This is a genomic window from Marinifilum flexuosum (genome assembly GCF_003610555.1).
In the GTDB taxonomy this organism is placed as follows: Bacteria; Bacteroidota; Bacteroidia; order Bacteroidales; family Marinifilaceae; genus Marinifilum; species Marinifilum flexuosum.
Genome location: NZ_RAPQ01000012.1, coordinates 34,380 through 55,289, shown reverse-complemented (window position 1 = coordinate 55,289; position 20,910 = coordinate 34,380). Strand labels below are relative to the sequence as shown.

The 20,910-nt window shown below is 36.4% G+C and carries 36 protein-coding genes and 2 tRNA genes; 4 read left to right on the top strand and 34 right to left on the bottom strand.

The window, feature by feature from the left end:
* Positions 1-324: 324 nt before the first annotated feature.
* The 28 genes from BXY64_RS18320 to BXY64_RS18195 all read right to left on the bottom strand — a co-directional run bounded on the left by BXY64_RS18320 (position 325) and on the right by BXY64_RS18195 (position 15,368).
* On the bottom strand, positions 325-537 hold the full coding sequence (locus BXY64_RS18320) for a hypothetical protein (protein WP_147376041.1): 213 nt from the start codon (positions 535-537) through the stop codon (positions 325-327).
* Between the two features lie 49 nt (positions 538-586).
* A complete protein-coding gene (locus tag BXY64_RS18315) occupies positions 587-1,036 on the bottom strand; it encodes a hypothetical protein (RefSeq protein ID WP_120241429.1) in 450 nt (149 codons plus the stop codon).
* Positions 1,037-1,234: 198 nt separating this feature from the next.
* Positions 1,235-1,519 (bottom strand): hypothetical protein, encoded by a 285-nt coding sequence (locus BXY64_RS18310; RefSeq protein WP_120241428.1) that lies wholly within the window; start codon positions 1,517-1,519, stop codon positions 1,235-1,237.
* A gap of 351 nt (positions 1,520-1,870) precedes the next feature.
* Positions 1,871-2,317 (bottom strand): hypothetical protein, encoded by a 447-nt coding sequence (locus tag BXY64_RS18305; RefSeq protein ID WP_120241427.1) that lies wholly within the window; start codon positions 2,315-2,317, stop codon positions 1,871-1,873.
* Entirely contained in the window at positions 2,317-3,642 is a 1,326-nt protein-coding gene (locus tag BXY64_RS18300; RefSeq protein ID WP_120241426.1) for a PcfJ domain-containing protein, read from the bottom strand. The genes BXY64_RS18305 and BXY64_RS18300 overlap by 1 nt, the downstream gene beginning before the upstream one ends.
* On the bottom strand, positions 3,642-4,046 hold the full coding sequence (locus tag BXY64_RS18295; RefSeq protein ID WP_120241425.1) for a PcfK-like family protein: 405 nt from the start codon (positions 4,044-4,046) through the stop codon (positions 3,642-3,644). Before BXY64_RS18295 ends, BXY64_RS18300 begins: the two co-directional genes overlap by 1 nt.
* Before the next feature lie 25 nt (positions 4,047-4,071).
* Entirely contained in the window at positions 4,072-4,521 is a 450-nt protein-coding gene (locus BXY64_RS18290; RefSeq protein WP_120241424.1) for a hypothetical protein, read from the bottom strand.
* A 68-nt stretch (positions 4,522-4,589) separates the two neighbouring features.
* Positions 4,590-4,733 carry a hypothetical protein gene (locus BXY64_RS21390; RefSeq protein ID WP_170150702.1) on the bottom strand — a complete coding sequence of 48 codons (144 nt, stop codon included), beginning with the start codon at positions 4,731-4,733 and terminating at the stop codon, positions 4,590-4,592.
* A gap of 263 nt (positions 4,734-4,996) precedes the next feature.
* Positions 4,997-5,245, bottom strand: a complete 249-nt coding sequence (locus BXY64_RS18285; RefSeq protein ID WP_120241423.1) for a hypothetical protein — start codon at positions 5,243-5,245, stop codon at positions 4,997-4,999.
* Between the two features lie 3 nt (positions 5,246-5,248).
* On the bottom strand, positions 5,249-5,536 hold the full coding sequence (locus BXY64_RS18280) for a hypothetical protein (RefSeq protein WP_120241422.1): 288 nt from the start codon (positions 5,534-5,536) through the stop codon (positions 5,249-5,251).
* Positions 5,537-5,566: 30 nt separating this feature from the next.
* Positions 5,567-7,294, bottom strand: coding sequence for a terminase large subunit (locus tag BXY64_RS18275; protein WP_120241421.1), 1,728 nt, complete (start codon positions 7,292-7,294; stop codon positions 5,567-5,569).
* The gene (locus BXY64_RS18270; RefSeq protein WP_120241420.1) at positions 7,294-7,782 is read right to left on the bottom strand and encodes a phage terminase small subunit P27 family; all 489 of its coding nucleotides are present in this window, start codon (positions 7,780-7,782) and stop codon (positions 7,294-7,296) included. Before BXY64_RS18270 ends, BXY64_RS18275 begins: the two co-directional genes overlap by 1 nt.
* 1 nt (position 7,783) lies before the next feature.
* Positions 7,784-8,047: a hypothetical protein gene (locus tag BXY64_RS18265; protein WP_120241419.1), complete on the bottom strand. Its 264-nt coding sequence runs from the start codon at positions 8,045-8,047 to the stop codon at positions 7,784-7,786.
* 2 nt (positions 8,048-8,049) lie between these two features.
* Positions 8,050-8,325 carry a hypothetical protein gene (locus BXY64_RS18260; protein WP_120241418.1) on the bottom strand — a complete coding sequence of 92 codons (276 nt, stop codon included), beginning with the start codon at positions 8,323-8,325 and terminating at the stop codon, positions 8,050-8,052.
* A gap of 2 nt (positions 8,326-8,327) precedes the next feature.
* Complete coding sequence (locus BXY64_RS18255) at positions 8,328-8,630, bottom strand: hypothetical protein (protein ID WP_120241417.1); 303 nt, start codon at positions 8,628-8,630, stop codon at positions 8,328-8,330.
* A gap of 183 nt (positions 8,631-8,813) precedes the next feature.
* Positions 8,814-9,722: a tyrosine-type recombinase/integrase gene (locus BXY64_RS18250; protein ID WP_120241416.1), complete on the bottom strand. Its 909-nt coding sequence runs from the start codon at positions 9,720-9,722 to the stop codon at positions 8,814-8,816.
* Complete coding sequence (locus tag BXY64_RS18245; RefSeq protein WP_120241415.1) at positions 9,722-9,976, bottom strand: hypothetical protein; 255 nt, start codon at positions 9,974-9,976, stop codon at positions 9,722-9,724. Before BXY64_RS18245 ends, BXY64_RS18250 begins: the two co-directional genes overlap by 1 nt.
* Before the next feature lie 4 nt (positions 9,977-9,980).
* A complete protein-coding gene (locus BXY64_RS18240; protein WP_120241414.1) occupies positions 9,981-10,370 on the bottom strand; it encodes a hypothetical protein in 390 nt (129 codons plus the stop codon).
* Complete coding sequence (locus BXY64_RS21745) at positions 10,357-10,485, bottom strand: HNH endonuclease (RefSeq protein ID WP_394340481.1); 129 nt, start codon at positions 10,483-10,485, stop codon at positions 10,357-10,359. Before BXY64_RS21745 ends, BXY64_RS18240 begins: the two co-directional genes overlap by 14 nt.
* Positions 10,486-10,534: 49 nt before the next feature.
* A complete protein-coding gene (locus tag BXY64_RS21570; RefSeq protein WP_245996704.1) occupies positions 10,535-10,798 on the bottom strand; it encodes a hypothetical protein in 264 nt (87 codons plus the stop codon).
* Positions 10,795-11,463, bottom strand: coding sequence for a DNA methyltransferase (locus BXY64_RS18230; protein ID WP_211334549.1), 669 nt, complete (start codon positions 11,461-11,463; stop codon positions 10,795-10,797). The genes BXY64_RS21570 and BXY64_RS18230 overlap by 4 nt, the downstream gene beginning before the upstream one ends.
* Positions 11,464-11,494: 31 nt before the next feature.
* Positions 11,495-12,124, bottom strand: coding sequence for a recombinase family protein (locus tag BXY64_RS18225; protein ID WP_120241411.1), 630 nt, complete (start codon positions 12,122-12,124; stop codon positions 11,495-11,497).
* A gap of 111 nt (positions 12,125-12,235) precedes the next feature.
* Complete coding sequence (locus BXY64_RS18220) at positions 12,236-12,448, bottom strand: hypothetical protein (protein WP_120241410.1); 213 nt, start codon at positions 12,446-12,448, stop codon at positions 12,236-12,238.
* The gene (locus BXY64_RS18215) at positions 12,445-13,803 is read right to left on the bottom strand and encodes a hypothetical protein (protein ID WP_120241409.1); all 1,359 of its coding nucleotides are present in this window, start codon (positions 13,801-13,803) and stop codon (positions 12,445-12,447) included. The genes BXY64_RS18220 and BXY64_RS18215 overlap by 4 nt, the downstream gene beginning before the upstream one ends.
* A 148-nt stretch (positions 13,804-13,951) precedes the next feature.
* On the bottom strand, positions 13,952-14,530 hold the full coding sequence (locus BXY64_RS21490; RefSeq protein WP_211334548.1) for a hypothetical protein: 579 nt from the start codon (positions 14,528-14,530) through the stop codon (positions 13,952-13,954).
* Positions 14,523-14,744 carry a hypothetical protein gene (locus BXY64_RS18205; RefSeq protein ID WP_120241408.1) on the bottom strand — a complete coding sequence of 74 codons (222 nt, stop codon included), beginning with the start codon at positions 14,742-14,744 and terminating at the stop codon, positions 14,523-14,525. Before BXY64_RS18205 ends, BXY64_RS21490 begins: the two co-directional genes overlap by 8 nt.
* Positions 14,745-14,755: 11 nt before the next feature.
* On the bottom strand, positions 14,756-15,067 hold the full coding sequence (locus BXY64_RS18200; protein ID WP_120241407.1) for a hypothetical protein: 312 nt from the start codon (positions 15,065-15,067) through the stop codon (positions 14,756-14,758).
* An 82-nt stretch (positions 15,068-15,149) separates the two neighbouring features.
* Positions 15,150-15,368, bottom strand: a complete 219-nt coding sequence (locus BXY64_RS18195) for a hypothetical protein (RefSeq protein ID WP_120241406.1) — start codon at positions 15,366-15,368, stop codon at positions 15,150-15,152.
* Between the two features lie 151 nt (positions 15,369-15,519).
* Here BXY64_RS18195 and BXY64_RS18190 point away from each other — a divergent pair, with 151 nt between their 5' ends.
* From BXY64_RS18190 to BXY64_RS18180, 3 genes are all read left to right on the top strand, one after another.
* A complete protein-coding gene (locus BXY64_RS18190) occupies positions 15,520-15,909 on the top strand; it encodes a helix-turn-helix domain-containing protein (RefSeq protein WP_120241405.1) in 390 nt (129 codons plus the stop codon).
* 354 nt (positions 15,910-16,263) lie between these two features.
* Positions 16,264-16,497, top strand: a complete 234-nt coding sequence (locus tag BXY64_RS18185) for a hypothetical protein (RefSeq protein WP_120241404.1) — start codon at positions 16,264-16,266, stop codon at positions 16,495-16,497.
* A gap of 4 nt (positions 16,498-16,501) precedes the next feature.
* Positions 16,502-16,801 carry a hypothetical protein gene (locus BXY64_RS18180; protein WP_120241403.1) on the top strand — a complete coding sequence of 100 codons (300 nt, stop codon included), beginning with the start codon at positions 16,502-16,504 and terminating at the stop codon, positions 16,799-16,801.
* Between the two features lie 3 nt (positions 16,802-16,804).
* Here BXY64_RS18180 and BXY64_RS18175 read toward each other — a convergent pair whose 3' ends face one another.
* The 6 genes from BXY64_RS18175 to BXY64_RS18150 all read right to left on the bottom strand — a co-directional run bounded on the left by BXY64_RS18175 (position 16,805) and on the right by BXY64_RS18150 (position 19,407).
* The gene (locus BXY64_RS18175; protein WP_120241402.1) at positions 16,805-17,095 is read right to left on the bottom strand and encodes a hypothetical protein; all 291 of its coding nucleotides are present in this window, start codon (positions 17,093-17,095) and stop codon (positions 16,805-16,807) included.
* The gene (locus BXY64_RS18170; RefSeq protein ID WP_120241401.1) at positions 17,088-17,270 is read right to left on the bottom strand and encodes a sigma factor-like helix-turn-helix DNA-binding protein; all 183 of its coding nucleotides are present in this window, start codon (positions 17,268-17,270) and stop codon (positions 17,088-17,090) included. Before BXY64_RS18170 ends, BXY64_RS18175 begins: the two co-directional genes overlap by 8 nt.
* Before the next feature lie 5 nt (positions 17,271-17,275).
* Positions 17,276-17,665, bottom strand: a complete 390-nt coding sequence (locus BXY64_RS18165; RefSeq protein ID WP_120241400.1) for a hypothetical protein — start codon at positions 17,663-17,665, stop codon at positions 17,276-17,278.
* Between the two features lie 75 nt (positions 17,666-17,740).
* On the bottom strand, positions 17,741-18,904 hold the full coding sequence (locus tag BXY64_RS18160) for a site-specific integrase (protein WP_120241399.1): 1,164 nt from the start codon (positions 18,902-18,904) through the stop codon (positions 17,741-17,743).
* 309 nt (positions 18,905-19,213) lie between these two features.
* Positions 19,214-19,288: transfer RNA gene (locus BXY64_RS18155), tRNA-Arg, on the bottom strand.
* A gap of 44 nt (positions 19,289-19,332) precedes the next feature.
* A tRNA-Arg gene (locus BXY64_RS18150) sits at positions 19,333-19,407 on the bottom strand.
* Positions 19,408-19,686: 279 nt separating this feature from the next.
* Between BXY64_RS18150 and BXY64_RS18145 the strand changes: the two genes are divergently transcribed.
* Positions 19,687-20,859 carry an MFS transporter gene (locus BXY64_RS18145; RefSeq protein WP_120241398.1) on the top strand — a complete coding sequence of 391 codons (1,173 nt, stop codon included), beginning with the start codon at positions 19,687-19,689 and terminating at the stop codon, positions 20,857-20,859.
* Positions 20,860-20,910 lie beyond the last annotated feature (51 nt).

Sequence of the window (20,910 nt, the reverse complement as noted above, 5' to 3'; positions counted from 1 at the left end):
TGAAAAAATCTACTTACTACTAACAGGTGTAAAGTTGAGGGGCTTTTTTTATTAAAATGGTAAGCATTGCTTACTTTCTAAACTTTTCGTTTAGTGATTTGTTGTGTTTTACCTGTTTTTGGTGGGGTTTGGGGTGTTATCTTTTTTCTTGTGGGGTGCGGTGTTGGTTTGTGGGGTGGGGGCGTTAGAGGGGTTTATTTTGGGGTTTGTGGATTAAACGGTTTGTTTAGTGCAGCCCCCAACTGAAGTTGGGGGTAATTCAAGAAAAAACCATTTTCCTGGGGGTGGGAAAATGGTTGGTTTATCGTTTTGCTGAGGGTGGGTTTAATCCTTTCCGGTTATTGAGATTTTCCCTTGCAAAATATCTTGCAGCAATTTTGTTTTATTAATTGACATGTCATCGTTTAGGTATTCTGAAAAATTGCCAGTTGCTTGTGCAGATATTTCTAAATTGATTCCCAAGTTTAATGGCATTTCATTTTTATTGAAATCAATAGATGTATTAGAAATGCTTGTTATTATAAATTCTGGTTTCATGTTGTTTGTGTTTTGGTGTTCAGCCGCAATGCCTTGCGGCTCTACTGGGTTATAAATATTGGTAGGCTCCATTGGTGGCTGTAAATACATTGCCTTCTTGTTTTATTTCTTGGTTTTTGTAATCCCATTTCATAAATGGAACATCATCAACTAAAAATATTTTTATGCCTTCTTTCTGATAATCTTCTGATCGGCAGCGAGTTTTTATAAAATGTACCAATTCAGCATTTCTTTCAAATTCAAATCCTTTTCGCTTTAATCCTTCAGTTAATATTTTATCAAACTGATTGTTTACTTTTTTTGCAAGGTGGTCTATTTGCATTTCCATAAGGCTTTTATGGGATAATTCGGGATGATCTTTTAAAATATCATCCTTAGGTGCTAAGTACAATTTCCCATTAGTATCTGATAAATCTAAACAAGGTTTCACTATGCCTTCTTTCGACATGTAAGAAGATTTTAAACAAACTTGGTATTTTTCGTAATCTTGTTTTTCCATAATGGTAAATTTAGTGATTTTTTACATTTGTTTTGCACACCCCTCTGCCTGTCGGCATCTCCCCTGAAAAGGGAGAAGTGTTGCGAGGGGTGGTGGTTCTTTTTTGCAGTGCGCAATGTTACTATCGTAACACAGCGCATAACAGTCGATTAAAGCCATTGAAAAACGGCTTTAATCTTGGTGTTAGGGGGTAATGATTTAAAATTCATAACATGGGAAGTCAGGACATAGTCCACAATTAATATCTGGTCTATGGCAAACATCACTACCCCTAACACGCTTTATAGGCAAAACACCGTTCTCGTTCGATTCTTTTGCCATTTCGCGCAAACAGTTTTTACAAGTCACTTCATTTTTATTTCTAGTAACCTTGTAAGCCTTTCCGCATGCAGTTCCATCAACACCGTCAGCTCTAAATTTTTCAATCACAAAGTCAGGCGCTAATTCTAAAGTTCTATGGTCATAATAATGTAATTTCCCCACGCTCGTAAATTTTAAAGTTTGTATCTCGTTTCATTATTTGTGTAATTTGGTTGGGTGTTCAGCCCATACAGCAACCACGTTATGGAGTTAATTTTTTGCAATTCTTTATCCTTTTACCCCGACTTAAGTCGGGGGCTAGGCAAAGGCTGCTGTACTGTTTACAAATACGCTTCAGTAAATTCCTTTTCAATAATATGATTGCAGGTTACCACGGTAACGGTTTCCAATGTCACTTTAAAATCTTCATCGATTGCAGCATAAATTGCCACTTTGGCATTTTACCATAGTTCCGATGTAGTTCTTTGAACTCATCTTGCAATTGGGCTAACTGATCGTAGAGGGTTTGCATGCCTAAATCAATTCAATGCTATTGATTACAGGCAATGGCAGATTTTCGCAGTTGGTATATGGTGCGATAATGGTTTGCAAATCGCCAAAGGTTTTCGATTCCCGAAACATTTTCGATATCAATTCGGTTTCTTTTTCCTTTAGTATCGAATAACATTGGTTCAACTTTTCTGCAAATACATCATCATAACAGTATTTGTCGGCAACGCTTCCTGTTGCAACAAATATGGTTGGTTGTGGAAATTTGGTGACGTGATGTACTGCTATTGGTCGTATCATTTTTAAAAGCAGATAAATGAATATGTGCTTTGCATCAACGGCAAATGGTTTCCTGCGGTGGTTGTAGATTTGCTCGCGCGATACCGATGTTACTTGCTCTACTACTTGCAAAATTTCCTCCACCTCCAGGTGGCGTAAATGCATTTCTGGTAATTCTCTTTTTTGTTTCATTAGGCTGTTTTTTGTAGGTTTTGAACTTCTTTTATCTCTGCTATTTTGCTGATATTTTTTCGCACTGTTTCGATTATCTTATCGTGATACTCACTAGCCTGATTACACTTGCCTCTGCTTTGTATTATCTTGTAATCGGTAAGTGATAATTCAATAGTTTCGATTGGCTTGCCGTTTATTCGTGCCGACATTATCAATGAATCTTCCTTATTGAAGTACTTGTTTGAATAAACACAATGATTAAGGTTGTCGGCTTCCTCTTTAAATCCGGCAATTGTGGTAATGGGTTGTATAATGATATCACCGGCTTTAAATTTTAAACCAAAGAACATGCCTTTTTGCTTGGAGTATTTTTTTTGATTTTTCTTATCTGCCAACTCAGCTCGTATCCTTGCTTCCTCTTTTCTAATTCGTCTTTCTTCGGCTTCTATTTTTCTTTTCTTTTTAAGCAATGTATCATGAGCTGCTTTCAAATTTTCAGGACAAATAAATTTAGGATTACTTGTGTCTTTCCTGAAGTATCGAAGTAAGTCCATGTAATCGAACCATGTTATTGCATCGGGGATTATATATGAATGCCTGGTGCAAATGTTTATGCTTTTCCAGTATCCAGATACTAAGCCGTCACGGTTGTTATAGCAGTTAAGTACACTAATCTGACCTGATTTATAAAGGGTTTCAACTCTATTGTCTTTTAGCAACAGGCAGAATAATTGTTGCGGTGAGTAGTTGCCAAAAGATCCATTAAAACCATTCCTTTTGATAATTGGTAATACGCATTTAATCGGGTAAACTTTGTAAGGGTTAATTGTGAAACGTAAATGATGATTGTATGTATGTGTTCGTACTTCCAATGGGCCGTAACTCCATGCATCGTAAATGTTACTCATGGTGTTTACTGGTTGCGAAAGTGTTTCGTATTCACCATCTTCATCAATCCAATGCTGCATAACTTCACTAATCCAGTAGGTGGATTTTTGTTTTTTCTTAAAATTTTGATGAAACAGGAACATGCGAACTACTTGCATGCCTCCCTGAGTAGTAACTATGGCAAAATATGAATCTTCGTATCTAATGTTTCTATCGCTGTTATATTTTAGTTTCGCTTTACAGCTAGGACAAACACACTTTTCTGTTAGTTCTACCATACGAATATTTTCGTTCCATTTGTGCCCACACTCCAGGCAAAAGGTTCTGTTTCGGGAAACAATTGCATATTTTTTCGATAAGTTTTTTACTGCCCAATTGGTCTGCTTTTGGCTGATTGGTTTAAGCTTTTTGCTTAAGGCAACAACCATTCTTTGAAAATTTGTTTTTGGCTTCATCAGAATAACAATGATTGTTGGGGTTTAACTTCAGGTTTACTGGTGCTTTTCTTCTTGTGGAGTTTCGTGCGTTGTGCTTCAACTTCACGCTCAAAAGCTTCTTGCTTGGCTTGCTTTTTTTCTTCCTCGCTTAGTTCTGCAGAATGATTGGTAACAACTTTGCAATTCAATTTGCCACCAATCTTAATTTCGTCTTCATCGTAATAGTGCATAGCCATGCCAAATATCTCATCATCCGAAAAACCGCACACACCACTGCTTTTTACTGTATTCAGAATGCAGGTGATGCAATCATCAATATTTTTGTTTTTCTTTTTCAAGTTTTCGGCAAAAAGTGCATCCTTACTGGCAATTTCTTCCAGTTTTGCTGCAATAATCTTTTTGAATTGTGCTGATCCTTTCATGTTTGTGGGGTTAAAAGGTTAATGATTAAACGTTTTGTTTAGTGTTTAGGTAGAAAATTTTTGACTGTTGAAGTTTTTCAACTGCTTTTTCGATGTGTTCTTGCTGATAATCGAGGTCTTTTTTGAATAATTCTAGTATTCGTAATCCTAATTCCTCGCTTACATTGTACTGAAATGTAAGTGAGGGTTCGTTTTTTTGCTTTTCGTAGTTTTCAATATCGGCCTCTATTTGAGTAATTAGCTCGTCCATCCACTCAGGGCGAGGAATGTTTACTTTTACAATGTTCTTTTTCTGCTCTTCGTGTATCTCGCGAGGGCTTAGTATTTTTTGCGGTGGGCCTGTACTAATGCTCATTTGTATTGGAAATTGTGTGGTTCCAAAGGTTTCGGCTATTTTGGTTAGCCTTGCTTTTTGTACGTCTATCCACTGCAATTTGTCAATTAATAGCAGTAATAATTTAAATTCGTCTTTCATAGGTTTGTAATTTCACCCCTCTGCCTGTCGGCATCTCCCCTGAAAGGGAGAAAAGGGTGCGTTGGTAATTATTTTTTATAAAACTTCCATGCATGTTCTAATGCATCAGAAAAAGATTCGAAAAAATCAATATTGGCATGTGCGCTTTCAAACACTTCTTTTCTTGTAGCAAGAGAGGGAGCTTTTACAGATTTATTTAATTTATCATACATGGTATTTACTATTAGAGTTAGTTAAAATTTTCAACTAAATTAAACCAAAGGTTTAATTTATACAAATAAAATAAACAAAAAGTTTAATGTGTGGATAAAAAAATATTATTCTGCCACAAATGGTGTAATGTGTATGGTGGTGTTTTCTCGCATTTTTCCACTTCCTAAACATTGGGGACAATCAATTTTTACATACGATACATCGATGCAATCTTGTGCTGGGCGTACCACTTTGCCTTCGCCTTGGCACTTGTCGCAGATTATTATTTTTTTCTTTTGGTAAAATTTGCCTTTTGGGTTCTTCTTTTCTTGTTCCATCTTGTTATTGCATTTTTAAATGTTGGATAACTTGAATATCTGTTGGTGCCGAATAGTATTCTGTATTCCTCTTCAGCCATTTCGTATGCTTCCTTGCAAGTTTTTGCATGCCGCATTTTTTCTTGATAGCTTTCTATGAATCCATCGGGCGTGGTTAGCCGGGCAATAGATTTGGGCAATTTGGTTACTTCCATAGTTTAGTCGGTTAAATAGTAATATGTTGGTTGTGGTATAAATTCCTTTAATTTTTCAATTGCCTCTCCAAGTGTTTTAAATGTTTTTAAACAAGCCTCTTCTGCAGGTATGTTATTAAAAAAAACTTCATCACCCAAATAGCCTCCAGTTGATGAAACTGATCGCCAAAAAACTTTCTTAGTTTTTTTCAATTTTAAAAATCCTAACCTTTCAATAATAACCTCTTTTCTTTGGATGATAAACTCACCGTTTTCCTCTTTAATTCTGTAATCTTCAAGCTTTCTTTTCATAACTCATCATTTATAATTCATCATTAAAAACTAATCTTCTAAAAAACGTATTCCATGATCGGCGTAAGCCTCAGTTTCATCATTGGCAATTGCGGTTAGGTATTCGCCGTAAGCCATAACTCCCGATACTGGCCCATCAACTTTATCTTTCGATTTCTTTTTACTGATTTTGTGATTGTCGGCGGCATCCTTTTCGATTACTGCATTTGATATCTGCCAGCGTAATACAGGATTGCCAAAGTGATTGATTTCTGATTTTAGCACCAGTTTTTTTAATTCTTTGGTTGGATAACTCATACTTACAAAGCCTTGACCAAATTGTGTCATTTCAATTCCATCTTTGCCTAAATCCACAACCAATTGAGAGGAATTAAAGCGGTCGAAAGCACAGGATTTTAAATCGAACCAAGTGGCTACACATTCTTCGCTTGTTTCCATTTTGCCATCAAGCAAGTGAACGCCTGTAATAAATTTGCGAATTGCATCGTAATCCTGAATGTTACCTGGTGTGGCAAATATCCAACCTTCGCGCACCCAATCATCATATGGCAACCCATCAACATCTACTCGTTTATCAATGGTGTCTTCAGGTACCCAAAAGAATACCAACCATTCGGCTGGCTTGCCATTTTCAGCAGGGAAAAACAATGATAATGCCGATAAATCTTCTACGCTTGCCAAGTCAATCCCACCATAACAGGTACGGCCTTTTAATCTTTCAATCTGTTCTTTAAGTGTTAATTCTTCGAAAGCGCAGCGCATCCATTCTTTATCGGTTATCCAAACTTCATCGCCTTTAACCCAAATGTTTAAATTTTTGGTTTTAAAGTTCGATACCATAGAAGGATTGTTCTTTGCATCTTGATACTCATTTTTTAAGAAATCTTGCAGCGTATCAATGGCATGATAGGAGGGATTCCCTTTTTCCCAAATGGTAGGATCTTCCCAATCATCATCTTTATCAATCGTGTAAATCAGAGCAAATAAATTATCTTGCTCTATAATTCCTTTTAAAATTTTCTCACATATTTGCTGATATTTATGACAAGGGCCTCCAATAGTTTTCCCTGCGGTGGTTATTATGGCTATCAAAGGTTGTTCGCGAGATCCTAAACCAGATTTTGACACCTTAAACATTTCATCTGTCTTGTGGCCATGATATTCGTCAATGATTACACAACTAGGGCCTGTGCCATCCTCTGTCCCTGCATCGCTGGCAAGGGGTTCCATTTTGGATGAGCTTGCAGGAACATGCATATTATACTGAAAACGTTTAATTCGTTGCTTTAGTCCTGGAGATTTGGAAACCATTTCTTTTGCATCGTTAAAACAAAGTTTTGCTTGTTTAAATTTGGTTGCAGCGGTGTAAACCTCGGCAGCTTGTTCGCCATCGGCAATCAGCATGTAAATGGCAATCCCAGCCATTAAGGCTGTTTTTCCATTTTTACGAGGTACAGCAATATAAGCATATCGAAAACGGCGTTTTCCATTAGCCTTTTTCCATCCGTAAATGTTCCATAGTGCAAATTGCTGCCATGGTTCAAGTACAAATACTTTACCAGCAAATTTACCTTTGTAGTGTCGTAAGAATTGGAAAAAACTAATTGCCTTTTGCGCTGCTTGCCTGTCAAAATACAAACCACGGTCAACGCCTGTTTCCAAATCATCAAAGTATCTTTTACAGGCTAATATCACTTGCTCGCATGCAAGTATTTTACCGGATACAACATCTTTTGCATATTTCTCCGCTGGATGCATTAGCTCGATTTTTTATTGTCGTTCAAAAAATCTTCAAAAGCATCCTTTTCCTGCTTTTCAAGTTCATTAACTCTACTACGAGCTGAAGGCGTACAACCAAATTCAACCAGCATTTTAGCTACACGATCCCATGCATTGTTCATTATCTGTACTTCGGGCCTTGCTTTTATTTGCTTGCCGTTTCTTCCTTTACTTTCAAAGGTCAATCCTAATTTTCTCACTTCGTTTCGAGCTTCGCGGTAAATGCTATATTGGTCGCAAAGCATTCCCAATGCTGCACGGTCACTTTCTGCCAGTACGTTCATTCCATCGGCACCAACCAATTTCACCAACTCGCGAAATGCGGTTTTTGCGGTGTTGTTTAAATAAGCTGGTGGTTTCATTTTTGCCACTGGCTCGGTAACTGGCTCGTTTTGGTTCAGTCTGTCTTTTCTGTCTGTGCCTTTCAGCACTTTCATTTTTGTTGGTTGTGGTTTTCTTCCTGTCATATCAAATTATAATTTTCAATTCATCCCTTATTATTTGTTCCAACTTCTCAACTCTTTTTTCTAAATCTGGAGGTGGGGCCTTGGGGTTTTTACCCCTCCATTCTGACAAGAGAAAAAAAAGACTCTCTCTCCGTTTACATTTTTTACCCCGGGGAGGATTTTGGGTACCCTCCCCAAAGATTTTCTTATTAACCACCAACACTCCAATTATGAATGGAATTGCTGCGCTAATTCCTATAGTGATATGTAATTGTAGTTCTGTCATTGCTATCGATGGTATTTGTAATGTGGTTGGTGACGTTGATATGCTGGATCTCTCTTCTGTGATTGAGTGAGTATATCTGTTCGATGCAAAGCACTGCGATGATTTGAATCTAATATCTTTAGCGGCTTAGCAGTTTTATTCAATACAGCTGATAACTTATTAGAAGCCTCACTAACTTCTATCATACTAACTCCAAGTGTTCTCAATCGTGCTACAACTTCTGCCTGTCTTGTAGTATTAATTAGAATATCAATTGTAATTATTTCTTTCTTCTCCATAACTAATTCAATGTAAGTTTAACAGCTTCGCCCCAACGATAGACGCGAGTAGAGTAGTGCTTGCAACATCCATTCTTTCCGTTGCGTGGCTCGTAATCCTCACAGTTCTTTGTACCGCACGAGCTGGAAGAATCCACACCGCATTCCTGAATAGCTTTACACCAAAATATTCCTTTCTCTGTGTCGGGTACAGCTTTGTATACTTCTATTTCTTCTAATCCTTCTTGCTTCATTCTTTCAATGAAGTACTCTTTTGTATAGCAGTACTCAGCTCCTATACTTGCGAAATAATATTGCTTTTTCATTGTATTTAACCTCCCATATTATACTGAGCATCCAGAGCATTAATAAATTATATCATTATTAATGTTCTCGCTCAAAATTGAAATCGTTTAAACATCGTATCAGAACACCATATAAGCAGGTTTAAACGTTCTGAATCTTTTTGATGTGCTGATCGTGTCTAACACTTATTGCCTTAAATCGGCTTAAAACAGTTCATCTAATTTTTTACCTGGATTATTCCTGTGTATCAACTCATCGTTAATACTTTGCATGTATATCTCGGTAGTTTTACTAGATGTATGTCGGAGGTACTTTTGCACCTCGTAGAGTTCAACACCTGCACGTAATAACATTTGTGCGGTGGTATGTCGTAAACTGTGTGCTGTAATGTGCTTATCGTTAATGCCAACCTTTATCATTTTTTGTTTTATAATGGTTGAAAGTGATACTGGTGACAACCTGCCCGAACGATTGTTATAGGCCAATGATGCAAACAATGGTTGATCATCGTTCAACTTCTTTCGGGTAAGTAGGTAATCGTGAACCGGATCAAATGCCTTATCGGTTAAAGGCATCCATACTTTATCGTTTCGGGCCTTACCCCAAACATTAATGCCAAGCTTTCCATTTTCTTCGCAGATATCACCAATGTTAAAGCGAATTACTTCTGTACATCTAAGGCCATTGCGCAGCATCATATTAACTATTGCATAATCTCGCTTGCCTTTATCGGTTGATAATTCGAATCCGTTTAGTAGTGTTGATATCTGATCAGGTAACAATGCTTTCTTTTTAAACACACGGTTTCGTCGTGGCATCTTAATTCCACTGGCTACATTGGCATGCCAATCTTTTTCGCCCAGCCATTTGTAGAACATTTTAACAGCAACCAGGTAACTTTCGGCGGTGGTTACTTCGTGTTTCGATAGCATATCATTTTTGTATTCAATGATATCAGCACGGTACACTGTGCGCTGGTCTTTACCTTTTGCCGATAGCCAAATAAAGAATCGTTTCAAGTTTAGTTTGTACAACTTTCTACTGTTTTCTTTCACATCGGCATCGTTGCAAAACTTGTTAATTAGTTCTGATATGGCATAGCTTACCTTCATTAGCTTGCGAAGTATTTAAAAATGAAATAGCCAAGAACTAAACTCCATACGGCAACTACCCATGCATAGCGTTTAAACATTTCCCATTGCATCCATGTTTTTACTCTGCTTAGGTTCATATCAATAAGGCGAAATCCTCGTTTTGCTCTTTTGCTTTTTTCCAACTGGAAAACAATTTTACTCATGCTTTTGCCTTTTTTTGCATGTTGCTTGTGCCCTCGATATCGTAATCGTATTGCTTTTAAAATGTTCATTTGGTTAGTGTTTAATGGTTAATTCTTCGCCCATTGTTGCGAAGTAGAAATTTTGTAGAGAATGTAAATTGGCTGGGATATAGCAGAATAATGTGCCATCAAAATAGATCGCTGCTTTTCTTAACTCTTGTTTGACTTCTATTAGCAGTCGTCCTAATGAATATATCCTATTGGTTTTATTTATAAACAAAGGATCTGTTTTAAACTCTGTTTTCTTCATTACTTCATCAGTAAGAGGAATTGGCTCAATTTCATGCAGACCATTAATCGATCTTTGTTTTTCATCTTCGCCCTTTGCGGTTACTACTGTATTTCGAAATATTGATAAAACACATTGAGTAAAACCTTCAGCTTTAATAAAATTTCCTCGTCTTAATTCATTAACGTTTATCATTTCCCTGCTTTTTATAATGCCTCTCCTTTGCAGATTTCCGGTTATGGCATTTATGACACATTGATTGTAAATTATCCCAATCCAGCTTTTCGCCTCCATCTTCAATCCTTACTATGTGGTCGCAGACTTCGGCAGGACTTATTCTATCTTTTCGCTCGCACTCTTCACAAAGGGGATGAGCTTTGCGATATGCTTTGCTGGTTTTCCTCCAGGCGGTAGTGTGATAAAATGAATCGTCCGCCTTTCTTCCTTCTTGCGGTTTCGATTGTTGCCGTTCCCACGGTCGGTGTACTTTCTTTGGTTTTACTGGCATGTTCCTTTTCTTTTTCGTTAAACAAACAGATTATTAAAATCACTATGAGCAAGCCAAACCAACCGATAACAGCTAGCATGTTGGCTGTGCTTTTGTCTTTTCCTTGTTCTTTCATTGGGTTTGATTTTTAATAAATAATTCACTATTGCTAAATTCATTTTGGTATCTATTTTCTTGATTTTGAAATGCAATCGAATCAATTTCAAATGCCCAAAAATCATAGCCTAATTTCCTTGCCGCAATTCTAGATGATCCGCTGCCTAGATGAGTATCTAGTATTTTTGAACCTTTGGGAATAAACTTATCGAACAACCATCCATACAGTAAAACAGGTTTTTGCGTGGGGTGTATCTTCTTTTCATTCTTTCTTTTATCGCCTTGTTGGATATGTCCCTCTTTAATGCTTTTGCCTTGCATCATGCCATTCCACATGTACTTAAATATTCTTGTAGAATCTATAGAGCTAATTGATGCCAATTCAGCATCAGAAAAAGAAGAATCACCATTGCATTTGTCCCAAATAATACGACCGCTTCCAACTGCAGCTGCAAATTCGAAATAATTAATACCCCAAATAATTTGATGTCTTGAAACTCTTATCAACTCCTCATAATAATCGAATCCTGGTATTTGTTTTGACCAATCAGATACAGGATAATCAACTCTTTTAATTCCTCGATTACTAATTTTTGATCCATAATACATCCGTTTTTCTGGGCCTTCAAAGTATGGTGGATCAACAACAGCCCAATCAAAATAATTATCTGGAAATTCTTTCATTCCCAACATACAATCGATATTTTCAGCTTTACTAATCAATTCCATTACTTTCTTCTTTAATCCTCTTACTAATTTTCGAAATCGTACCGCGAGCACATCCCAACATGTTTTGTATGTAGTTGTAGCTCTTGCCATCGGTAAGCAGACTTTCAATTTTTTCCTGTAGTTCTAAATCTTCGGGTCTGCCTTTGTACTTGCCTTGCAGTTTTGCTTTTTTCACACCTTCGGCTTGTCGTCTTTTTCTATCCACATAATCTTTGCGAGCGGTGGCGGCAAGAATATCCAGCATCATGCTGTTAATGATATCAAGTATTCTTTTTTGAAATTCATCATTCGATTTTGGAAGATTGTAAGAGGTTGGCAAGTCCATCGAAATAATTTTTAATTTATTCTCGATAATGATACTTTTCAATTTCGTCCAATCGTTTTCATCTAATCTTGTAATTCTGTCGATTTGCTCAATCAAAATTCCATCACCTGGCTCAGCCAATTCCAACAATCGAAATAATTCGGGGCGACTTAATTTTGCGCCCGATTCATTTTCGACAAACCAAGCTGAAATTTTTATTTCCAAACTTTCGGCGAAATCACACAAAGTGGTTTTTGCTCGGTTTGCATCCTGATCGTCGGTCGATGCTCTTAAATATCCATAAACTCTCATGTGGGGTTCGTTTTAAATGGTTTCTTTATTGTGGTGCATTTTACATACTCGTTTCGTACTTATTGAACCACTTTAAGCATGGTTCGCGAAAGGCATACCCTATTTGCACCATTATTTTTTTGTTTCTATCAACTCGAAAAAATTATTATTCAAAGTTTCACCGAATCTTATTTTTTCCTCTCGTCTTAATTCGTGCAATGCCGATTTTAATCGTTTCCTTATTTCCTTGTTCAAATCCAACTCCAGTACATGAGTAGGAAACTGTTTTGCATCTTTCTTTTCCTGGGTTAAGCTTTCGAGTGCATCTAATACAATTTGTTTCATAGTTTAGGTTTAGGTTTCATTTTCTTTTCAAATTCATTTAAGAAGAATCGAGCTTGTGCACCGTGGTAATGTTTCGATTTACCATTTACCTTTACTACTATTGATGTCTGTCTCGATTTGCCTTTAGCCCCTTTCTTGGGCTTAGAGGTTTTAACCAGCTTCAATTGCTGGCCCATTGTTTCAATCAGGTTCAAAATCTCTTTTTCCTTCTTGCTTCTGTTGGCCTTTCGTTTTTCCGATACCTTAATGTTGTATGCTTTATCTCTGCATTTTCGGTTGTCGTTGCAGTACTTCGAGTTCTTATTTTGGTGGGTGATATCCTTGCCACATATTATGCAGTACCTTCTTATCGACTCCCTTTGGTCGTCGCACCCTACTATACGTTGTGCATTCGTCCCCTTTTTTACTGCGTGATTTTCCGAGCACCATTTTTTAAGCTTCTCAAAGGCGGTGTATTCGTCCCCTTTTTTTCTGCGTGTAATGGCTTGTAGCTCCAATGATATTAAGCCTTTCAGAATGTTTTTGATATCGCGTTTTGCATACAGCTTAATCAGTTTTTCAAGCAACAATTTGTTACGATGTCGTTCCTTTCGGCTGCGCTCATCTTTAATCCACCAATCAGGATTTCGTAAATCTTTAAACTTGCTTTTGTACTTTTTGGGGATTTTACGAGTGCTTGGAATTTGCCTCCATTCAAAAAAGATGGTTTCCTCAATGGGTTTCAGGAATTTATCTACTATCAGTTTATCCAGCTTGCTTTCGTTTAGGAGGTCGGCTAAGGTGTTAATGCTGTAATTCTCAACCGAGCGCATGCGTGTAAACTTGGTTTCAACTCGCAACAATTGCTTATCCTTTATTTCCGATTGTATCGATTTATCGTACCATTTGTATTTGGCATTCGTGGTTTTGTAAACGTAACCGTAACCCAGCTTTTCATGGATCTCCATATCAGAACGTTTTACACCTTTGCAAAACACAATACTTTCCAAGTAGCTTTTATTATCGATTTTGCTTAAACTGGTATCAAGATTTACACCCAGCTCAAAGCTTCTCAATATTGCTTCATCAGCCTTTATGCCAAATTCGGTTAACATGTCAACAGCAATTGCAAAATTTTCAAAAGTAAAACGGTCGGCATTGTGCGTTCCTTGGTTGTAATATCTGTGAATAGATCCTTTTACTCTGGCCGTTCCCTTCGGTTCTATTATAAAGGTTAAACCTTCGTAGTGTGCTCGCTTGCTTCCCATTGGTTCATCGCTTTCGCAATCCTTTAAAACAGAAAACTTAAGCCTAGAGTTCTTTTCCCAAATCCTGCAATCGAAGCCAATCAATTCTATGTTTATTCCGTCTATCAATGTTTAGATTTTGAGAGCGATAATTTTCCGCAAATTATCGGTGTATGCGTACCCTATATTTGTGCGTGTTTGCTTGCGCTATTGGCAAGTTTTAAAAAATTACAGGCTAAAAATGCCTGTGTATTCGTACCCTTTTTTGTGCGTGGGTTTACTCTGTATTACCTACAGGGTAAAGCTTTCCAAGTTTAAGCACGTAATACTTTTTATTTGGTTCAGCTCCCCATTCTTCTTTGCCTTCTCGGATAAAAATTCCTTTTAATTCAATTTCGAATTGTGGGCGGTCTTTCGAATAGCCATTAGAGAAAGTAATTGTTTTTACTTCTGACATTTCAAAATCACAAAGCATAGATGCGAAACGGTTATTCCAATACTCTGATATCTCTCGATACTCTTCCTTTTTCTCGCCTGACTTGATTAGTTCAAACCATTGCTTTTTGAGGTTTAGGTGTAGTGTTTTCGCTTCTTGCCATTCACTTTCCATTATTATATGTCCGCACTTATCGCATTCATGAATGAATGTTGGGAATGGTAATGTTTTCTGTATGGTTCCAACTTGAACTAAATTACATTCGGGACATACTATTGTTTGTTTACTCCCCAATCCTCCCATGAAGGCATTTTCATAGATCTTGTCTGTTATTTCGCAAAACCTCTCTAACTCTTTATCTGATAGTTTTAAATCTAACCAAAGCTCACCTAATGACTTTTTAAATTCCTCTTTAGTCATCACAACCTCCTTTCAATTCTTTGCCAAACATTTTGCAAATGGTGGTTAAGTCGGAGGTGGTTGCACCTTTTTCTAGTAGTCCTTCAAAGCCGCCAACCATTGCGTAAACACCCATTTTAAATGCTCTGCTTTCTTCAGGTGTTGCACCTTCATTTTCCAGCTTTACATTAAACTGGTTTATAAATTCGTCGGGGTTAAAATTTTCAAGGTTCATTAGGTAAAATTTTAGGAGTTAAAAACTTGGTTGTAGTATTCAATAAACTCAGCTCGTGGCATTGCGTAGCCCTTGCCTTCCTTAGTCATTGGTATTGGGTTTTCTTCATCTTGCAATCTTCTGCTAAAAGTAGATTCACTCCAACCCATAATCATTCGCACGGCCTTGCCTGTTACAATATCGCCTTTGCAATACACATCTAACTTTGCATTTAGGGTGAGGTTTTTCATTTCTTCGCGCATACCTTGTACGGCATCAACCAATGCTGTTAATTCGGCACGTTTAATTACTAGTTCATCTTCTTTAATTTCAATTAGGCTCATTGTTTTTTAGGTTTTTAAGGTTAGTTTTTGTTTAAAGACTAAACAAAACGTTTAGTAATTGAGCAAAAAAATATCAAAGAGATTATTGCTCTCTCATCTCTAATCTTAACTTCGATACATCCAAAACTCTATAAATACTTACTGGATGTTTATAAAAAAATTCAGCACACAATACTTTTAGAATGGCTTCGCCTCGCTTGCCTTCGCGGTATAATTCGCGCCATCTATCTTCCATTAATTCAACTTTTGATTTAATTGGTTGCTCATTTATTTCAACCGTTTCATTAGTTTTTTCTTCCATTTCATCTATTTTTTAAACATTTTGTATAATTTATACGTATATTTGAATAATTCGACAAGGCAATATTAAACCTATTGTTTAAACTAAACAAATAATTTAGTCTATTTTTGATGAAAAAAATTAAAATAATTGCTAACTAACATTAAATCAAATGATAAAAGGATTTTTATTAAAACAACTTCTGATCGACAAATTTGGAAGTGTGAAAGAGGCAGCCGAAAAAATTGGTACTACCGAACAAAATTTACACAAATTAATTCGTGCCGATAAGATTAGTACTGGCATACTAAACAAATTGGCGAAAGCAATGAAAATTAGCGAGGCCAAAGTGTTAGAGAAAATTGAAGGGATTAATACCAGTTCATCTAACTACAATGTAAATACCATTAACAATGATGTAAGTGTAAGGGATCATCAATCGCATTACGAAAGCGACGTGGTAAAACAATTACGTGAAGAATTGGAAGAAACTAAAAAAGAGCTGGCAAAAACTAAAGACGAGCTTTTAGAAATGTATCGCAAAGAAATGCGAAAAGAGTAAACTTCAAACCCAACTAACCACTTTCCTAATATATAAGGTTGTCAGGGCGTTGACGACTAATCAGCGGCATACCGAGAAAAGTTGCGGCTATTCACACTCGAAAGTACTTATTTACACGCTACCCTGACAATATGATTTGTCAGAATTACGGTATAGCCACATTAAAATTTTAGTCGTCACTGCAAATGTAAAAAATCAATTTAAGCTTGCAAAACAATATTACATATTATAGTGAAAAATTAAATATTTAATCTTTCTATCCTTTTAAGTTCCTTTAAACTTTACCCTTCTTTAATTCTGATAAATAAATATTTTTTTTATTTTCGTTCACGACGACTAATCTGAATTATTGCTATGGGAAAAGAACTGGAAGAAATTCTCCGAAGAGAGGAGAAAATACTGGAAAAAGAAGAAAAACTACTACAAAAAGAGGAACTGATTTTAAAAAAAGAACAAGAACTTTTACAGCTTATTAATAATTTCACTCATAAATTTTCTAGAATTTATAACATTATAGAAGAGCCAATTGAAACAGATAAAAATATTACTATTAATGTAAATATAATTAACAATAACATTAAAAAATGATATCATGAAAAAATTACTACTTGTAAGTTTATTTATTCTTGCTACATCGGCTTTTTGCTTTGCCGATAAATATGCAGAAGTAACCGTTATTCAATCTGGTATCGTTAACAAAGTAGATGTGTACTTTGATAACGGAAAAGAAAAGCCATACAAAATTAAGAACGAAAAAGGTGGAAGGTTTTTAAGTCCGGTAGCAGTGGTTAATCATTTTAAAAAGAAAGGCTGGACTATTAAAGAGGTTCACATGAGTGTAGCAATGGCAAACACCATACGAGTTTATATCATTACAAAAAAAGAGGAATAGTTTTTATTCCTCTTTTTCTTTAAAATATAAGTCTAAAGCTTCGCGCACTATCCGGCTGTGATTTCTCGAATGGCCCAATTTTTTATAATGCTCTTCGGTTACGTTGGCAATTATCTTTTTGTTTGCCTTTCGTTGTTTTCCATCGCGAATTAACAAGCCCAATTGGCTGGCTTTCCATTGCACTGCATCCTTGCTTCGTCCAGGTAACAATTTCAATACTTCCTCAATTGCATTGCCTACATAGTGTTTCTTTAACACTTGTAATTCGTCGGCACTCCATCTTTTCTTACTCATCAGCTTTCAATTTTTCCCAAACAAATATCATACTCTTTGCCCAGGTAGGCAGTTCTTTGCTGCTTTGTGTCTGATTTTTTACGCTATTGGGAGATATGCCAATTATCTCAGCAATGTCGGCATTAGTCAATCCTAATGCCTTTTTCATTGCTTTGTATTTTTCGTGGGTGGTCATATTTATTATTTTACGATATAGTAACCTTGTGATACTTTAAACGAATCAATACCATATTTCTCGCAATAGCGGTCTTTTTTCTTCATTGAACCTTTACCAGAAATAGCGTGATAACCTTCGATAAATTCAGCAGTAACTTCTACTTTTTCAATAGTAATACTTGGCACATATTCTTCATCTGGATAATCTTTAATAATCTCGCTAAATAGCTCAATATTTAAATCGTTTTTTTCGCAATATCTTTCAATTTGACTAATAACGCTTAGCTTGGTACCGCAAGCGTCAACTGTGTAAAGTTCAACATTATTTCTTCCTCTAATTCTATCCATTGAGAAATTAGGTTCGTGATCTGATACTCTTACTTTTAATCCTTTTATTTTGTAATATTCACTCATGATATTGTGCTTTTATTTATTCTTTGATATATCAAAGGTAATATATTTATTACAATAAATCAAATAAAAAGTAATTTATTTATTACTTTTTTTCATTTTCTCACGAAGGTTATTCATATCCTCCAGCATTTTAGTATCTACAATCTTTGCATAAATCTGTGTGGTTCTTAAACTACTATGGCCCATCATTCGGCTAACCGTACTTATTGGCACATCATTGCTCAGTGTTATTGTGGTTGCAAATGTATGTCGGGCCATGTGAAAGGTTAGATTCTTATCTATTTCGCAAATTGTGGCAATCTCTTTTAAATATTCATTCATCTTCTGATTGCTCTTTACTGGCAGCAAACAACCATCATCGGCATATCGTTCTATAATTTCGGCAGCTTGTGGCAGCAATGGCACTTTGTATTCGAAATCGGTTTTAACTCTATCGCGCCAAATCCATTTGTTCCCTTCATGATCTATGTACAAATCCGATTTTTTCATGTCGCAAATGTCGGCGTATGATAATCCGGAATAAACCGAAAATAAAAATACATCGCGAATCTCTCGAAGTCTTTTCGTGCTAAAATCTTTTTCCTGCAATTTGCGCACCTCTGTTTCATCCAAATACCTTCGCTTGGCATCGGGTACTCTTTTAGGCTGAAATTTAATGTACGGATTATTCTGCACCGCTAACAGATCCATTTTAATGGCAGTGCTCACAAATGTTTTTAGCACCGAGTGATATTTAAAAACGGTTCGTGGTGCTTTATCCTGCAACAAGATATTATCGAGCTTTAAAATGTTCTCGAAAGTTAAATCTTTAAAGCTTGTGAGTATCCCTGTTCGTTCAATTACATTCAGCTTGCCAGTAATGGCACGGTAAGTGCTTCCTTTTAACGATTGTTTTTCCTCCAGGTTCTTTCGGCACCATTCTATAAAACCTATATCCGAATCGCCCGATAAAAACTGCTCAACATGTTCGAAAGTAAATTTTTTACCTTCGTCCATTATCCGGATCTCGTAATCTTCCAAACTCGAAATCATATCACGAAGCTTCTTATTCTTTTTAATTGCATTCGGATGATTAACAATCTTTTTCTTTTCATCATCCCATTGCGACTCTCGCAAATACTCTCCAGTAGTAAAAAACTTTTGCTTGCGATTCATATACACACGAAGTTGCACCAGTGCTTTATTCTCGCTGTTCAGTTTTCCTTTTCGATTGTAAACAAATTTATAGCTTGCACTCATAATTTGGGGACTTAATTAAGTGGGTACTAAATTTTCATTTGGGTACTAAAACCCGATTTTCGGTATTAAAAAACAGCATCAAAACAACCAGGTATTTATTGCACATTTTTTCACCATCAAATCTTTCTATTTTCGATACTGATTTTTACCCTAAAAAATAGGTGGGTACTACGCACGGTATCGAATTGGTACTAAAAATATGAACGGTATTGCATATTTAATGCCATTCAAAAAAAATCCGATATTCCAAATTTACGAGGATTTGCGGGGTATAACAACAAAAAAGGGTAGCAATTTGCTACCCTTTCGTGATCCAGCCAGGATTCGAACCTGGGACCCACAGCTTAGAAGGCTGTTGCTCTAATCCAACTGAGCTACTGGACCGGCCTTATAGAAACATTAAAATTTTAACTTTTAAGAAAGTTTTGTGATCCAGCCAGGATTCGAACCTGGGACCCACAGCTTAGAAGGCTGTTGCTCTAATCCAACTGAGCTACTGGACCATCCTTAAAAGGCGATGCAAATATAGGGATTAATTGCGCGTTTAAGCAAATGTTTTTGTGATTTTTTTTTGAAAAGAATAGCTGAAACGCACTAAATGCTTAGGTTTCAGAAAGAATAATTTTCAACGTTTTTTATGGTGGGTAAAGATTTTTTAATAGGAGTGTGGAATTCTGGAGCAAAGTTTGGATGAAGTTTGGTTTTCTTTCAGAGAAAACTTCTTTTTTAAGGTGTTTTAAGATTTGAATAGAGAAATTATCTTTGCAATTCAATTTAGAAAAATGTCAAGAACGTACGCAGGAAATATCCCTAAGCTATATGCTATTAAAATTGCAAAGTGGTTCATGCTAACCATGCCCATCATTGTTCTGTTTTATCAGGAAAATGGTTTAAGCATGCAAGATGTACTTACCCTAAAAGGGATTTATTCTGTTGCTGTTGTAATTCTTGAAATTCCTTCGGGATATTTGGCCGATGTCTGGGGGCGCAAAAAATCATTGATTCTTGGTGCGATATTGGGATGTTTGGGATTTGTTGTTTACTCGTTTAGTTATGGGTTTACAGGCTTTCTTGCAGCTGAATTAATTCTTGGAATAGGGAGTAGTTTTATTTCTGGCTCCGATTCGGCAATGCTTTACGATAGTCTTTTAAAAATGAAACGTGAAAAAGAATATCTAAAACAGGAAAGTAGAGTAATGTCAGTTGGGAATTTTGCAGAAGCTATCGCCGGAATTGCAGGAGGTAGCTTGGCTTTGATTAGTTTGCGAACTCCTTTTGTATTGCAATCATTTATTGCTTTTATAGCAATACCAGCAGCATTTTTACTTTTAGATCCCAATCAGGATTCTAAAAAATCGAAAGCTGGCTTCAAACACATCCTATCAATTGTTAAGTTCTCCCTTTGGGATAGTGCAAAACTTCGTTGGAACATTATGCTTTCATCGGTAATAGGTTGTGCTACATTAACTTTGGCTTGGTTTATTCAGCCCTATTTAAAAGATTTAGATATGGAAGTGAGCACCATTGGAGTGATTTGGACCCTATTAAATTTAACGGTTGGTTTTGTGGCTTTGTTGGCTCATCGGGTTGAAGGATATTTGGGAAAAATAGGGACTTCAGTTTTTATCGTAATTGGTATTTCAAGTGGCTTTATTTTAACAGGTTGGTTTCACTCTTTAATTGGAGTTGGTGTTCTGTTTTTCTTTTATTTTGTGCGAGGAATTGCTACTCCTGTGTTGAAAGATTACATCAACAGAATTACCGAGTCTGATATGCGAGCAACAGTTTTATCGGTGCGCAACTTTATTATCAGGATCTGTTTTGCTGCAATAGGACCATTCCTTGGATGGTACACCGACCATTACAGCATCTCATCGGCCTTAATGTTAGCAGGAAGCATTTTCTTTGTTCTGGGTGGAATGAGTGTGATTTTTATGAGAAAAGTTGAGAGATAATTGATTTTTCTTCCAGATACCCCCAATTAATCTACCTTAAAGGGGAGAAAT